This is a genomic window from Ancylomarina sp. (assembly GCF_041555295.1).
Taxonomy (GTDB): domain Bacteria; phylum Bacteroidota; class Bacteroidia; order Bacteroidales; family Marinifilaceae; genus Ancylomarina.
In genome coordinates, this window is record NZ_JBFFKR010000065.1 from 1 (window position 1) to 14,978 (window position 14,978).

Below are 14,978 nucleotides of genomic sequence, written 5' to 3' on the forward strand. Positions count from 1 at the left end.
ATTTAGTTGTAAGCAAAGAATTGAGTTTTACACAAAATCAACGTATCGAGTTGGGGAAAGAATCTAACGAAATTAAAAAATACCAGATTTTATTACAACAAGATGCTGCCATAATAGAATTACAAGAAGATATCAGTAAAAACTCAGCATCCCAATTAGATAATGGCGTGATTACCTCAAGTGATTATTTGGAAAATTTGAATAAGGAAATTCAAGCCAAATTAAATAAGGAGTATCATAGCATACAGTTGCAGCAATCTCTGGCTGAATACAAACGAATTCAAGGAATATAAAAGCATATAAATATCAATAAGATGAATAAAAAGACACTAATAGGTATCGGTTTAGCCTTGGGTTTCCTGACAAATGCCTGCAATCAGAATGAAAATGAATCGGATGCTTACGGAAATTTTGAAGCGACAGAATATATGATTTCAGCTGAGAATTCTGGGAAAATTCTATCTCTTAATATTGATGAAGGTGATGTATTTACCCAAGCTGAACAGGTTGGCATTATAGATACTACTCAGTTGTTCCTAAAAAGAGAACAACTTAAAGCACAAAAACGTGCTGTTGCCTCAGGCGTTAAAAATATCCTTTCACGCATAGCTGTTTATCAGGAACAAATTTCCATCCTCAAAAAGGATAAATCAAGAATTGATCAGATGTTTACTGATGGAGCTGCAACACAGAAACAAGTTGATGATATAAATGGAGGCATACAGATCGCGGAGAAACAAATTAAGTCGGTTAAAACTGAAAATGCTAAAGTATTTGCCGAGCTGGAAAGTCTAGATCGAAAGATTGATGCCTTAAATGACTTGATTAAAAAGAGTAAAATCACAGTGCCACAAGCTTCAACAGTTTTAGAGAAATATCATGAAGCGTACGAAATGGTAAACGCAGGCACTCCCCTATTTAAATTAGCCGATTTGAGAACACTTGACTTAAGGGTTTACATCAGTGGTGATCAACTTTCATCTGTCAAAATCGGACAAGAAGTCGATGTTATTATCGATAAAAACAAAGAGGAAAATCATACTTTAAAAGGAAAAGTAGTATGGATCTCGTCTCAATCAGAATTTACACCTAAAATTATCCAAACTAAGAAGGAACGTGTAAAATTGGTTTATGCCATCAAAGTAAAAGTGAAAAATGACGGCCTTTTGAAAATTGGTATGCCAGGTGAAATTAGATTCAAATAAATATGGACTCCAAAATTAGTATAAAAGATCTATCGAAATCCTATGGTGATGTTCAGGCTCTCAAGAATATTAATCTTGAAATAGAGTCAGGAGAGTTATTCGGTTTGATAGGACCAGATGGCGCAGGGAAAACAAGTTTATTTCGCTTAATGGCAACTCTACTTGTTCCTGATTCAGGCTCTGCAACATTATGTGGCTTCGAGATGGTTAAAGAATACAAGCATATTCGAAACCTCTTAGGTTATATGCCAGGAAAATTCTCCTTATATCAGGATTTGAGTGTTTTGGAAAACCTGAATTTCTTTGCGACAGTTTTTGATACTCGAATAGAGGATAATATGGATATGATTCGAGATATATGGCTTCAGATTGAACCCTTCAAAGACCGACTAGCTGGCAAATTATCCGGAGGAATGAAACAAAAATTAGCGCTCTGTTGTGCTCTAATTCATCAACCCAAAATATTGCTGCTTGATGAACCAACAACTGGTGTTGATGCTGTTTCGAGATCTGAGTTTTGGCAAATGCTTAAGAGTTTAAAATCCAAAGGCATTACCATTGTGGTTGCCACGCCATATATGGACGAAGCTAATCTCTGCGAAAGAGTTGCTCTGATGCAAGCTGGTGAAATTCTAAGTCTGGATACACCTTCAGGTATTATGTCTAGCTTTGAAAAGGACTTGTATTCGATACAAGGCAAAGATACCTATCAGCTCTTGTTGGATTTACGTGCTTATCCTTTCGCTAATTCGGTTTTCCCATTTGGTCAAAGCATTCATTACACCGATACTCGAGATCATATTTCGACTTCAGACTTGAAAGATTATCTGATATCTAAAGGACAAAATGATATTGAAATTAAGCAGATTACTGCTGGCATTGAAGATTGCTTTATGGCCTTAAGTCAACAAAATACAATTCAGAAATGAATACAGACGAAAAAGTAATATCGGTACGGAACTTATACAAAAAATTCGGCTCGTTCACAGCAAATGACGATTTATCATTTGATGTTTATAAGGGTGAAATATTTGGATTCCTGGGTGCTAATGGTGCGGGTAAGACCACTGCAATAAAAATTCTATGTGGCCTTTCCTACCCAACCTCAGGAGAAATAATGGTAGCAGGTCTGGATGTTTACAAACAAAGAGAAGAACTGAAAAAAAGCATAGGCTACATGAGCCAAAAGTTTTCTTTGTATGAAGATCTAACGGTATTTGAAAACATAAGATTCTATGCTGGAATTTATGGCATGTCATCCAAAGAAATTAAGTCAAAGTCTGATAACTTATTGCAAAAACTCGATCTGGTTCATGCAAGGAATAAACGCATTGGCGAGCTGCCTTTGGGATGGAAACAAAAATTGGCCTTTTCAGTCGCCATTTTCCACAATCCTGAAATTGTATTCCTGGATGAACCAACCGGAGGTGTCGATCCTGTTACGAGAAGACAATTCTGGGATTTGATTTATGAAGCATCACGAAATGGTATTACTGTTTTTGTAACCACACACTATATGGATGAAGCCGAATATTGCAATCGGGTTTCGATAATGGTTGATGGACGAATTGAAGCTTTAGATACCCCAGAAGAACTTAAGAATCAATTCCAAGCCAAGGACATGGATGAAGTTTTTCTTCGTCTGGCAAGAAAAAGCAACTACCAGGAATAGTCAACAAATTGACATTATTAGCAATAATATAAACATATGAAACGAGCCATAAACAAAATAATCTCACTGATAAGATGCTTATTTGGCGACTTACATATGGCCTTAACAAGAAAATTATAAGCATATGAAACGATTTATTGGTTTCCTAAGAAAAGAGTTTTATCACATCTTTCGCGACAAAAGATCAATGCTGATTTTGTTTGGAATGCCTATTGTCCAGTTATTACTTTTTGGTTTTGTGATTACCAACGACCTTAAAGATGTGAGAATGTCTGTGGTAGATCATTCTAAAGATGAGTACACATCAGAAATCATCAATAAAATAACATCATCAGGTTATTTCAAGTTGGTTGAAAATCTGGATGGTATTGACCAGGTTGATAGAGCTTTTCGAAAAGGAGAAACAAAAGTTGTTTTGGTTTTCGAACCTGAGTTTGGGAAGAAACTTATCCAAAACTCAAAAGCTTCTGTTCAGATATTAACCGATGCTTCAGAACCCAATATGGCAAGCCTCGAAGTAAATTACCTTCAAGGGATTCTTCAAAATTACAATTTAGAAATAAATAGAGGCAAGGTAATGCCCCGTCAGATTGTTCCCAAAACAAGAATGTATTTCAATCCAAATATGGAGAGCGTCTATATGTTTGTTCCTGGAATTATGGCTACAATTCTGATGCTGGTTTCGGCAATGATGACCTCCATTTCTATTGCACGAGAAAAAGAAATGGGAACCATGGAAATCCTCCTGGTTTCACCTCTGCAACCCTGGCAAATTATTTTGGGAAAAGTAACACCTTATCTCATTCTATCATTTATCAATGCCCTTATTATTGTAGGAATGGGCTATTTTGTTTTTGGTGTTCCTGTGCTTGGCAGCTTCGCTTTACTTATGGCCGAGAGTCTTCTATTTATTCTATTGGCACTCTCATTGGGCATTTTTATTTCTACAGTTTCCGATAGTCAGCAGGTCGCCATGATGCTTTCGATGTTTGCATTAATGCTACCCACAATTCTACTTTCAGGTTTCATTTTCCCACTACGGAATATGCCCTTGCCCTTGCAAATAATTAGCAATATTATTCCACCACGATGGTTCATTGTAATCATCAAAAATATCATGCTAAAGGGAACTGGTTTTGAATTTGTTTGGAAAGAAACATTGATTCTCATAGGTATGACGGCAGGTTTTATAGGCCTAAGTGTCAAGAAGTTTAAAATCAGATTGGAGTAATAATGATTTTTTAACAGAGTCTATTTATTAAAACTGTAAAGGAAACACAACATGCGAACTATAAAATTCATATTACAAAAGGAATTTCTACAGGTATTTAGAAACAAAAGTATGCTGCCTGTCATTTTTGCAATGCCAATCATTCAGCTTTGTGTTTTGGTTTTTGCTGCAACTTACGAAATGAAAAACACCAATTTGTTTGTTGTTGACAAAGATCTCTCCTCACATTCACGCGAAATTATATCCAAGTTTAATGGATCACCATTTTTCACTGTTAAGAATGTCGATTTCTCAATTAAAGAAGCCGAAGACGAGCTAATTAAAGATCATGTAGATGCCATCATCTATTTTGAAAATGGATTTGGAGAATCTGTTGATAAGAAAAAATCAGCTGAAGTTCAGGTCTTGGTTAATGCCATAGATGCCAGCGCCGCAGGACTCTACAATGCTTATATTCTCTCTGTGATACAAGAATACAACATACAGGTCAACTCAAAACTTAAAGCCTTAAATACTGGTAAAACGATTCTACAAGTACAAAATACGTATTCCCATTTGTTCAATCCAGAGATGAAATACATTCCCTATATGCTTCCGGGAATCTTAGTCTTGTTGGTTACTGTAATCGGTCTGTTTTTATCTGCCATGAATGTTGTGCGCGAGAAGGAAATTGGCACAATAGAACAGATTAATGTCACCCCAATTAAGAAACACCAGTTTCTTATTGGGAAGCTTATTCCCTTCCTTGTTATCGGATTCTTCGAACTGGGAGTAGGCTTGATACTTGCAGCATTTGTATTTCAGATTCCGCTCTTAGGCTCTGTTTGGCTCATATATTTAGTCGCCTTTGTTTATTTACTTACAATTCTGGGAATTGGGCTACTCATCTCCACACAAACCGAAACACAGCAACAAGCCATGTTCATAGCCTGGTTTTTCATGATCATTTTTATCATGATGAGCGGCCTGTTTACACCTACAGAAAGTATGCCTATGTGGGGACAAAAGCTAAACATATTAAACCCTGTGGCCTACTTTATCAAGATTATCAGAATGATTATGCTGAAAGGATCTGGATTCATGGATATAGCGAAGGATTTGGGTATTCTAGCTGTGTATTCAGTAGCGATACTGTCAATTGCTGTAAACCGATACAGGAAGGTGGCTTAGTTTCATATTTAAAATTCACACCCTACAATAAGTACAGTGAATCACGGTTACTTTTATTAGAGAAATCGTTAGATGTATTCTTACTATTTCTCTAATCATCCAACAAAAAACGTATTCTATGCTTAAACAAATTCTTTTCCTTATTCTGATAGCATTTGCAATTGCTTCTTGTTCTACAAACAGCAAAATAAATAAGCGGACAACGAGTAAACATATCAGTAAAGAAGCGAAAGAAGAAAAAGAAAAGACCAAAGCCAAAAGAAAAGCTGAAGTACAAAAACCTAAAAAGAAGATCAGTATAAAGCACAAACTTGAGACACACTACAACAAATACAAAGCTGTGCCCTATAAATATGGTGGAACTAGCATAAAGGGATTCGACTGTTCTGGCTTTGTTCAGTTCACCTACAAGAATATTTTCAACATTAGCTTGCCGCGCACAACAAGGCTCATGCTCAAGGAAGGCACAGCAATAAAAAAGACTCAGCTTCGAATTGGGGATTTAGTTTTATTTAGAACCTCAAAACGTTATCGTCACGTTGGCATATTTATGGGCGATAACCTATTTATGCATGTTTCAACGAAGAAGGGCCTTATGAAATCGAATTTGAATAACCCTTACTGGTTGAAACACTACCTCGCATCACGTAGAATTCTTTAAGAGATTAAAAATTAGACAAAAAAAAAACTCACCAATTTCCTGATGAGTTTTATGTGATCACAGAGGGATTATTCGATCATCCCTCGCTCATTAATTTATTACGCCCCCCCAGAGGCGTTCAAATCCCAGAATCTCGTGCAACAAAAAAGAGATCAATCAAATTAATGAAAGATCTCCTTTTATAAGTGAACACGGAGGGATTACTCCTCAATCCGTTCGTCATGAACATGTTACGAACCCCTAAATAGGTTCTCATCCCTTTTATTTTACTGAAAATTAGATACAAAAAAACTCACCAGTTTCCTGATGAGTTTATGTGAACACGGAGGGATTCGAACCCCCAACCTCCTCGGCCGTAACGAGGTGCACTATCCAGTTATGCTACGCGTCCAGTATGTTTTTTATAATGGTGAACATGGAGGGATTACTCCTCACCGCGTTCGTCATGAATGTATTACGAACCCCTTTGGGTTCTCATCCCTCCTACTTGGTGGGAAATTCAATCTTCATTAAGTGAACATGGAGGGATTCGAACCCCCAACCTCCTCGGCCGTAACGAGGTGCACTATCCAGTTATGCTACACGTCCATTATATTTTTCCGATCAGAATTACGGATTATTTTCTGATTCATTTTATACAAATCGTTATCTGTATAAGCCCTTATTGTGAACATGGAGGGATTATTCCTCGCAAGCTCGTCATGAATTTATTACGAACCCCTTTGGGTTCTTACCCCTCCTACTTGGTGGGAAATTCAATCTTTATGTGAACATGGAGGGATTCGAACCCCCAACCTCCTCGGCCGTAACGAGGTGCACTATCCAGTTATGCTACACGTCCTTTTCTTAATTGCGATGCAAATATAAGGCTTTTTTTTCTAATGCTGCAAGCATTTTCACACCAAAAAAACACACAAAGCCCTTTATTCATTATACGAAGCTGAATCTAAACCGTATACAAAACGAAAATAAATTAAAGACTTTTAATTTGGAGGCTTTTATGCTTAAATTTCATTAAAACATGAATAGGTAAATTGTTCTGAAGCTAAAAAAGCCTAATTTTAATATTTGAAACAATTTACCCTTTTTGTTAAATCAACTTTGTAAATATAAAATTACTAAAATGAAGAAATTCTTAAAAATCTTTGGTGGAATAATTCTAGTCCTAATACTATTATTAGCTCTGCTTCCCTACCTTTTCAAAGATCAGATTATGGATCGTGTAAAAGTAGAAATGGATAAGGCTGTTGATGCAAAAATTGAAATTGCAGATGTCAGCCTATCTATGTTTAAAAATTTCCCAAAATTATTCGTTGAAATACAAGGTATTTCTGTCGTTGGTAAGGGTGAATTTGCAAATGACACCTTAGCCTATGTAGGTAGCTTATATACTGCTGTCGATTTGGGTTCGGCTATTTCAGGCAAACAACTTAATGTTGGGGCTATCGTATTAGCCAAAACAAAAGTTAAGGCTTTAGTCCTTGAATCAGGGAAAGCCAATTGGGATATCTCTAAGGCTACAGCCGAAGAAGTCGTTGTTGAGGAAGAAAGCACTGAAGCTTCTGACTTTAAAATTATATTCGAAGAAGTACGCGTAGAAGATTTCGCTTTGGAATACCACGATGCCACTTTAAAAGCGAATTTAGTTCTTACCGATTTGGATTTAAGCCTTAACGGCGATTTTTCTGCTAAAGAAACCAATCTAAACGTTAATTCTACAGCTACTGGAATTACCTTCGATTATGAAGGCATAAAATACCTTAATAATGCCAACTTAGGTTTAGAAGCTGCTTTGGGTGCAGACTTAGAAAATATGGTTTTCGACTTTAAAGAAAACAAACTGACTCTAAATGATTTGGAATTTGGCATGATGGGAAGTTTCGCCATGTTGAAAGATGCCTATAAAATGGATCTAAAACTGGATGCTAAAAAGACAGATTTCAAATCTCTGTTATCAATGGTTCCAGAAGCATTCATGAAAGATATAAAAGGACTGGAAACAACGGGAAACTTGGTTCTGAATGCATTCGTTAAGGGTGAATACAGAGAAGATCATATGCCTGCTTTTGGTGCGAAACTAAAAGTGGCCGATGCCAATATCAAGTACCCCAATCTTCCTGAAACCATCAATAATATTAAAATTGACGCTGAAGTGAACCACCCAGGTGGTGACCTTGATGCACTTGTTACCGACGTTAATGCTTTCCATTTTGAGGTTGCCAACAACCCTATTGATGCGGAGATTCATATTAAGACACCAATGAGCGATCCTGAAATTAGTGGTCTTTGTAAAGGTGTTATCGACTTCGCCAAAATTTGTCATGCCATTCCTATGGACAGCATTAAAATTGCAGGAATTGTAACTTCTGACATCAGTTTCAACGGTCGTTTATCAGCAATTGAAAAAGAAGAGTATGAAAAGTTCATGGCTAAGGGTGATCTTAAGCTTAAGAACTTTGAATTCACCACACCTGACTTCCCACAAGGCATTAAGATTATTAGCTCCGTTCTAAGCTTTACACCACGATTCATTAGCCTGAACTCTTTCAACTCTCTTATTGGAAAATCGGATGTACAATTGAATGGTAAGATTGAAAATTACATTCCTTATGCGCTAAAAGGAAAAACGCTTAAGGGGAATTTCAACATGAGTTCGAAAACTTTCGACTTAAACGAATTCATGACAGAAAGCGAAACCAAAAAGGTTGAAAGTACGGATACTATACCAATGTCAGTTGTTGCTGTCCCAGCTAATTTAGATATCAGATTTGTTGCTTCCATGCAGAAAATCAAATTCGATAAGATGCTGATTGAAGATGTGAAGGGTCTTATCGTTGTTAAGAATTCGGTTGCAAAACTCACCAATCTTTCGATGAATATGCTTAAAGGACAAATGACTATGAACGGTTCTTACAGCACTAAGGATGTTAAAAAGCCGAATTTCGATTTTGGTTTAGATGTCAATGATTTCGATATCAAATCGACTTACGAGTCTTTAAGTATGGTTAAGAAGATGATTCCAATGGCATTAAATTGCGAAGGGAAAGTTTCTTCGGATTTGAAGATCAAATCTCAGTTGAATGAAGAAATGGCTCCTGTTATGAATACCCTGAATGGTTTGGGTTCATTCCACTCAAGAGGAATAATAATAAAAGACAGTAAGGCTTTTGTTGCACTGGCAAAAGCCTTGAAAAATGATAGCTACAAACGTATCTCCGTTTCTAAATTCGATATGGATTTCGTTATCACTAACGGAAATATAGTCGTAAAACCTTTTAAAACTAAGATTGCCGGACATGACGCAACGATCTATGGGACACAATCGGTTGATGGCAAATTGGATTTCACGATGAATATGAAATTACCTAAGGAAGAACTAGGATCTGATGTTAACAAATTCTTAGCTAATATTCCTGGAAACAAAACCATTGACAAACTTGATGTTTCCGTAAAAATTACTGGAACGACCGACGATCCAAAAGTGAACTTAGACCTAAGCAAAGCAATTAAGCAAGCAAAGGATGCTGCACTGAAAGAACTGAAGAAGAAAGGTAAAAAAGATCTGGAAAAGAAAGCCAGAGACTTATTTAAGAAGTTATTCTAAACAATTCGAAATAAAAAACATTAAAGGGCTGATTCTATAAAGGATTCAGCCCTTTTTCATTCTCATTAATTCTCAAATATTATAATCCAAAAAGAAACATATGAGTTTCTTGTGAATCAAAAAGGAAATTATAAGCTTATCTTTTTTCGAACTCATAGGGAGAAAAAATAAAAAAATTTCAATGACAATAATTATATAACTTGCACAAAATTAAAATCAAAAAAAAAGTCAATAATATCATGTCAAAATTATTTTTAGCAATAATCTTTTTAAGCATACCTGTTATTTTATTTTCAAACAGTACCGTTGAATTAGATACTATCGAAAAGCCATTATACAAACCATTTATTGAACGGTATATACTTGATGAAATAAAAAGTTTGAGACAGGAAAATGAAAGGTTGAAAGCACAGGTTACAATACAAATTGCTGAAGCCAAATTGGAGTCATCAGATAGAGCAATTAATTATACCACAAGTACAATAAACAATATTTTTTACATAATAACTGCGGCAGCTTCATTGTTGGTGCTTGTAGGTTGGCGTTCACTGAATGATATTAAAAAGAGTCTAAAGATTGATATGACAAAGAAAGTAGAAACTCTCACAGCTGACTATGAAAATCGCTTAAGGCAAATTGAGATAAAAATGACAGAGCGTTCGAAAGTCATCATGGAAGCGCAACAAGACATAACAAATACAAATTCGATTCACTCTTTATGGATGCGTGTTGGACTAGAAAAAAGTGAAGAAGATAAAATTTCAATATACGATGAAATCTTAAATATTAAACCGGATGACATTGAAGCCCTGACCTATAAGGCTGATGCATTATTAGAAATTGGAGAAGTGCGCTGGGCACTGGATCTTTCAAATACCGCTATTGAGTATGACAATGGGTATTCTCTTGCATACTGGCAACGTGCTTGTGCTTATGCAAAACTGGATAAACAAACTGAAGCACTTAAAGATATTGAAAAGGCTCTAGAATTATCTGAGACCTTACAAGACGAATTGCTAAAAGAAAAACATTTTGAAAATTTGCATGATAATAAAGCTTTTAAGTTGTTAATTCCCCACTCGTAACTACTATGCCTTTCGAGTGGTTATTTCAATGAAAATCAATTAAGATCAAAAGAATCATCAACCAGCTTAGAGACTAATTGGGTGTAAAGTCTAATCTTCAAGTAAATCGTTCACTGTAATCAAAAATTACACGAATATATTTGGACGTAAACTACCCGATTTATTATTGTTTGTATAGCAGATATTACATAAGAGAAAATTCATTCATTTTTTCTACCAATAATTATTCACCAAATCCCTTGATAAGATATTAGGCAACAAAAGCATTCAAAAGCTAGACGTTTCTGTTAAGATTACCGGAACTGCAAGTGATCTAAAAGTGAACTTAGCAAAGCCATTAAGCAAGCAAAGGATGCTGCTCTGAAAGAGTTGAAGAAAGGTGAAAAAGATCTGGAAAAGAAAGCCAGAGACTTATTTAAGAAGTTATTCTAGTATTTAATAAGCTAAATAATTTTATTAGCATTCTTCTATTATAGAAAAGTTATTGTTCGTGAGACTAAGATTTTTGTATGATGATAGATGAACAATTTGAATTGCGAGAAGCTTTTTTTTCAAAAAGAAGGCTTCTCGTTTTTTTAGGTTCATTTTCGAGGCCTAAAACGCTCTCGCAAAACTGCGGCAAGCTCAGCAACCACCGTTCAAACCACCGAGCGTATGTTTACGCTAGAGCTGCAGCATAGGCACTACGAATTTATTCATAAAAATATTTTTCACGAAAAGCATTCATAAGGGCTTCTCCCCAGTCCAGCCCCCATGATTCATAAAATACTTTTTTTTTACGGGCATTCCTGAATTCGTTCCTCATTACACTTAAGAGACCAAGCATAGGACTGCCCTTGCTGAACAGGTAAAGGACTTACACCCTCTGAACTTTATTTCATAAATATTAATACCATATAATAACTTTTACTACTTTCACTACTCAAAGCACACAAAAAAGTTGATAAAGCATTGCGAGTGAGGTGTAACATTGATGTTTTGCACATCGCTTTATTTTTTTTGTTATACTCAGCTCAAAACTCGAATATCACAACGCTTCATAACCAGACCTTTGTGCATTACATCATTAAATAATTAGTGTATGAAAATAATCGGAAGAATTGATAAAGCAGATTTTCCTGAATTAAATTTGCTAGACATCGATATCAAAGTAGATACTGGTGCCTATACTTCATCAATTCATTGCCATGATGTTCAAGAAATTGAATTAGATGGAGAAAAATTTATTGAATTTAAACTCTTAGATCCTTCACATACCCAATACAACAGTAAAATATTTAAAGTGAAAAATTATGAAGTAAAATCAGTGAAAAGTTCATTTGGAGCCGTTGAGCAACGGTTTATTGTCAATACAAAAATTGTGATTTTTGGAAAAGAATATTCAATTAAACTATCTCTAAGTGAGAGAAGTGACATGAGAATTCCCATATTGCTTGGAAGAAGATTTCTAAATAAAAAATTTATAGTAGATACTTCTTCAAAAAACCTCTCTTTCAAACTAAAATCAGAAAAAAAAAATACTTAATTATATAGAATAATGAAAATTGTAATTTTATCAAGAAACCCAAAACTATATTCTACTAAAAGATTAGTAGAGGCAGCACAAGAAAAAGGACATGAAGCCTTAGTTGTTGATCATCTAAAATGCGTAATAGAGCTTGAGAAAAAATCCCCTAGGTTATACTATAATGGTATTTACTTAGACGATGTTGATGCTATAATTCCACGAATTGGAGCCTCTGTTACATTTTACGGAACTGCTGTAGTGCGTCAATTCGAAATGATGAATATATTCTCAGCAGTTAAATCGCAAGCATTAGTCAATTCAAGAGATAAACTGAGGAGTTTACAAATCTTGGCTAGATCTGGCGTTGGACTACCAAAAACAATATTTACAAACTATGCTAAAGATGTAGATCATGTAATTGAATCGGTTGGAGGAGCACCATTGGTTTTGAAATTATTAGAAGGCACTCAAGGATTGGGAGTTGTGCTGGCTGAAACTCATAACGCAGCAAGTTCTGTTATTGAAGCTTTTAATGGATTAAAAGCAAGAGTTATTGCTCAGCAGTATATCAAGGAAGCTGGAGGGGCTGACATCCGTGCATTTGTTGTAGATGGCGTCATCGTAGGCGCAATGAAAAGACAAGGTAAAGATGGTGAATTCCGTTCTAATTTACATCGAGGTGGTAGTGCTAATATTATTGAATTAACTGATCAGGAAGAATTAACAGCAATTAAAGCAGCAAAAGCAATGGGACTTGGTGTTGCAGGGGTTGATATGTTACAATCTGAAAATGGTCCTTTAGTTTTAGAAGTCAATTCATCTCCAGGCCTGGAAGGTATTGAAGCAGCAACAAAAAAAGACATAGCCAAGGAAATCATAAAATACATTGAAAGAAATGTCTAAAAATGAATTCATTATACTAGGCAAAGAAATTAGAAAAGGAGAAAGTGCTATCCTAGAAATGGATGTTGCTAAACTCCATACAAGAAACAACTTAAGTATTCCTGTAATTGTGGAACGAGCATCTATTGATGGTCCTGTTCTTTTACTTTTAGGTGGTGTACATGGGAATGAAATGAATGGAGTTGCAATTGTAAGGGATATTATTCGAAAAAAATATAATAAACCCAAAAAAGGTACAGTAATATGCATCCCCGTATTTAATGTATTTGGTTATTTGAATCAGCAAAGGGAGTTTCCTGATGGAAGAGATTTAAACAGAATGTTTCCTGGCACTGCAAACGGGTCATTGGCCAGTCAGTTTGCATATAAATTCACAAAGGAAATTGCCCCTTTAGTCGACTATGTTTTGGATTTTCATACCGGAGGATCTAGTCGAGAGAATTACCCGAATGTTAGATGTGATTTTAAGAATGAAAAAAACTTGAATCTCGCAAAAATATTTGGAGCGAAATTCATAATTGATTCTAATTATATTTCTAAATCCATAAGGGATCTGATGAATAAAATGGGTAAAACTATTTTATTGTTTGAAGGTGGAAAATCTCTTAAGCTTGATCAAAAAGTAATAAGCTGTGGTGTTAATGGCGCTTTAAATATTATGAAGCATTTAGGCATGCAGGAGGGAGATCTAAAAATTGACACCGATTATTTTTTATTGAAAAAGACCAAATGGTTGCGTGCTCCGTATTCGGGGATATTTGAATCTCTGGTAATAAACGGTAGCTATGTAAAACAAAAGACAGTTATTGGTAGAATTTATGATCCTTATGGTGAATTTGATAAGAATATAGTTGCTCCTTTTGATTGTTGTATTTATGGATTGAATACTGCTCCTATTGTTTACAAAGGGGATGCTATTTTTCATGTAAATATTGAAACGAAATAAAGTTAGTTTTAATATAATATTTGATAAATAACACGGTAGAATCTTACAATAGCAAGCGGTGGTCGTTTTAATCCCGATCACTATAAGTACTCAAGAAACTTAGCAAGACCTTTAAGCGTCAAAGTAAAACAGTATTAAAATACCAAAAGAGAAAGATAGACTCAATGACAATTGAAATAAAAACACACGAAAGAAAGTTGTTCGCAAATATTGACTACACGGAAAAGATTTTGAGAGATCGAGAGTTTTATAAATGTAGATTTGTGGCCTGTATTTTCGTAAGAAGTGATCTTATTGGTAACAGTTTTGAAGATTGCACTTTTGAAAATTGCGACTTTTCGATGACAAAAGTTCAAGGGGCAGGTTTTAGGAATGCAACCTTTAAAGAGTGTAAGATTTTAGGTGTTGATTTTTCGGAGTGTAATAAATTTATGTTCTCTTTTTCATTTCACAATTGTCATTTGGATTATTCTACCTTTTATGGCACAAGGTTGATGAAAACAGAATTCGATAAATGCTCTTTGAAAGAGACTGATTTTACTGAAGTAAATTTATCTGCTTCAGTATTTTCTGACTGTGACTTAACAAATGCCGTATTTTTAAATAGCATACTGGAAAAGGTGGATTTTAGAACTGCAAAAAACTATTCGATAGATGCTGAATCTAATAAATTAAAGAAAGCCAAATTCTCAGCACTCAATCTTGAAGGTTTACTACATAAATACCAATTAGATATCGATTATAGCTCTTAAAGTTGATTTCAACCCAAAAGTTGAGATAAACAAGCTACGACAAAAAAAATGGTGAAACAAAAAAGGTGGATTCAATCAAGAACCCACCTTTTTTCTATATGTAAATTGAATAAGCTCAAATGTAATTAGATCTCATAACCAGCCAAACCATTAAGTCCTCTTTACACTAAATGCTTATCCAATTCTAAATTTCTCTACCAGAATAAAGCATATAGTGCAACCAAAACGATAATAATCGCATA

General features: G+C 35.1%; 12 protein-coding genes, 3 tRNA genes and 1 pseudogene. 13 read left to right on the plus strand and 3 right to left on the minus strand.

Annotation, left to right across the window (positions count from 1 at the left end):
* The 7 genes and pseudogenes from ABY905_RS07020 to ABY905_RS07050 form a co-directional block, all read left to right on the plus strand.
* Positions 1-293, plus strand: a pseudogene (locus ABY905_RS07020) (hypothetical protein); the annotation flags it as partial.
* Between the two features lie 21 nt (positions 294-314).
* The gene (locus ABY905_RS07025) at positions 315-1,205 is read left to right on the plus strand and encodes an HlyD family secretion protein (RefSeq protein ID WP_372641966.1); all 891 of its coding nucleotides are present in this window, start codon (positions 315-317) and stop codon (positions 1,203-1,205) included.
* 2 nt (positions 1,206-1,207) lie between these two features.
* A complete protein-coding gene (locus ABY905_RS07030) occupies positions 1,208-2,134 on the plus strand; it encodes an ABC transporter ATP-binding protein (RefSeq protein WP_372641968.1) in 927 nt (308 codons plus the stop codon).
* Positions 2,131-2,877 (plus strand): ABC transporter ATP-binding protein, encoded by a 747-nt coding sequence (locus ABY905_RS07035; protein ID WP_372641970.1) that lies wholly within the window; start codon positions 2,131-2,133, stop codon positions 2,875-2,877. The genes ABY905_RS07030 and ABY905_RS07035 overlap by 4 nt, the downstream gene beginning before the upstream one ends.
* 124 nt (positions 2,878-3,001) lie before the next feature.
* Positions 3,002-4,108: an ABC transporter permease gene (locus tag ABY905_RS07040; RefSeq protein ID WP_372641972.1), complete on the plus strand. Its 1,107-nt coding sequence runs from the start codon at positions 3,002-3,004 to the stop codon at positions 4,106-4,108.
* A 51-nt stretch (positions 4,109-4,159) separates the two neighbouring features.
* On the plus strand, positions 4,160-5,278 hold the full coding sequence (locus tag ABY905_RS07045; RefSeq protein WP_372641974.1) for an ABC transporter permease: 1,119 nt from the start codon (positions 4,160-4,162) through the stop codon (positions 5,276-5,278).
* 118 nt (positions 5,279-5,396) lie between these two features.
* Positions 5,397-5,939: an NlpC/P60 family protein gene (locus ABY905_RS07050; protein ID WP_372641976.1), complete on the plus strand. Its 543-nt coding sequence runs from the start codon at positions 5,397-5,399 to the stop codon at positions 5,937-5,939.
* Between the two features lie 317 nt (positions 5,940-6,256).
* Here ABY905_RS07050 and ABY905_RS07055 read toward each other — a convergent pair.
* From ABY905_RS07055 to ABY905_RS07065, 3 genes are all read right to left on the minus strand, one after another.
* A tRNA-Arg gene (locus ABY905_RS07055) sits at positions 6,257-6,330 on the minus strand.
* A 123-nt stretch (positions 6,331-6,453) separates the two neighbouring features.
* Positions 6,454-6,527 (minus strand) — tRNA-Arg (locus ABY905_RS07060).
* Between the two features lie 179 nt (positions 6,528-6,706).
* A tRNA-Arg gene (locus ABY905_RS07065) sits at positions 6,707-6,780 on the minus strand.
* Positions 6,781-7,062: 282 nt separating this feature from the next.
* Here ABY905_RS07065 and ABY905_RS07070 point away from each other — a divergent pair.
* The 6 genes from ABY905_RS07070 to ABY905_RS07095 all read left to right on the plus strand — a co-directional run bounded on the left by ABY905_RS07070 (position 7,063) and on the right by ABY905_RS07095 (position 14,736).
* Positions 7,063-9,543 (plus strand): AsmA-like C-terminal region-containing protein, encoded by a 2,481-nt coding sequence (locus ABY905_RS07070; protein WP_372641978.1) that lies wholly within the window; start codon positions 7,063-7,065, stop codon positions 9,541-9,543.
* A gap of 239 nt (positions 9,544-9,782) precedes the next feature.
* Positions 9,783-10,628, plus strand: a complete 846-nt coding sequence (locus ABY905_RS07075) for a TPR end-of-group domain-containing protein (protein ID WP_372641980.1) — start codon at positions 9,783-9,785, stop codon at positions 10,626-10,628.
* 1,081 nt (positions 10,629-11,709) lie between these two features.
* The gene (locus tag ABY905_RS07080) at positions 11,710-12,153 is read left to right on the plus strand and encodes an ATP-dependent zinc protease (protein ID WP_372641982.1); all 444 of its coding nucleotides are present in this window, start codon (positions 11,710-11,712) and stop codon (positions 12,151-12,153) included.
* Between the two features lie 12 nt (positions 12,154-12,165).
* Entirely contained in the window at positions 12,166-13,038 is an 873-nt protein-coding gene (gene rimK, locus ABY905_RS07085) for a 30S ribosomal protein S6--L-glutamate ligase (RefSeq protein WP_372641984.1), read from the plus strand.
* Positions 13,031-13,984 carry a succinylglutamate desuccinylase/aspartoacylase family protein gene (locus ABY905_RS07090; RefSeq protein ID WP_372641986.1) on the plus strand — a complete coding sequence of 318 codons (954 nt, stop codon included), beginning with the start codon at positions 13,031-13,033 and terminating at the stop codon, positions 13,982-13,984. The genes rimK and ABY905_RS07090 overlap by 8 nt, the downstream gene beginning before the upstream one ends.
* Positions 13,985-14,148: 164 nt before the next feature.
* On the plus strand, positions 14,149-14,736 hold the full coding sequence (locus ABY905_RS07095) for a pentapeptide repeat-containing protein (RefSeq protein WP_372641988.1): 588 nt from the start codon (positions 14,149-14,151) through the stop codon (positions 14,734-14,736).
* Positions 14,737-14,978 lie beyond the last annotated feature (242 nt).

Coding starts and splice junctions, on each gene's coding strand:
- ABY905_RS07025 (WP_372641966.1), top strand. CDS start 315: ATGAATAAAAAGACACTAATAGGTATCGGTTTAGCCTTGGGTTTCCTG.
- ABY905_RS07030 (WP_372641968.1), top strand. CDS start 1,208: ATGGACTCCAAAATTAGTATAAAAGATCTATCGAAATCCTATGGTGAT.
- ABY905_RS07035 (WP_372641970.1), top strand. CDS start 2,131: ATGAATACAGACGAAAAAGTAATATCGGTACGGAACTTATACAAAAAA.
- ABY905_RS07040 (WP_372641972.1), top strand. CDS start 3,002: ATGAAACGATTTATTGGTTTCCTAAGAAAAGAGTTTTATCACATCTTT.
- ABY905_RS07045 (WP_372641974.1), top strand. CDS start 4,160: ATGCGAACTATAAAATTCATATTACAAAAGGAATTTCTACAGGTATTT.
- ABY905_RS07050 (WP_372641976.1), top strand. CDS start 5,397: ATGCTTAAACAAATTCTTTTCCTTATTCTGATAGCATTTGCAATTGCT.
- ABY905_RS07070 (WP_372641978.1), top strand. CDS start 7,063: ATGAAGAAATTCTTAAAAATCTTTGGTGGAATAATTCTAGTCCTAATA.
- ABY905_RS07075 (WP_372641980.1), top strand. CDS start 9,783: ATGTCAAAATTATTTTTAGCAATAATCTTTTTAAGCATACCTGTTATT.
- ABY905_RS07080 (WP_372641982.1), top strand. CDS start 11,710: ATGAAAATAATCGGAAGAATTGATAAAGCAGATTTTCCTGAATTAAAT.
- rimK (WP_372641984.1), top strand. CDS start 12,166: ATGAAAATTGTAATTTTATCAAGAAACCCAAAACTATATTCTACTAAA.
- ABY905_RS07090 (WP_372641986.1), top strand. CDS start 13,031: ATGTCTAAAAATGAATTCATTATACTAGGCAAAGAAATTAGAAAAGGA.
- ABY905_RS07095 (WP_372641988.1), top strand. CDS start 14,149: ATGACAATTGAAATAAAAACACACGAAAGAAAGTTGTTCGCAAATATT.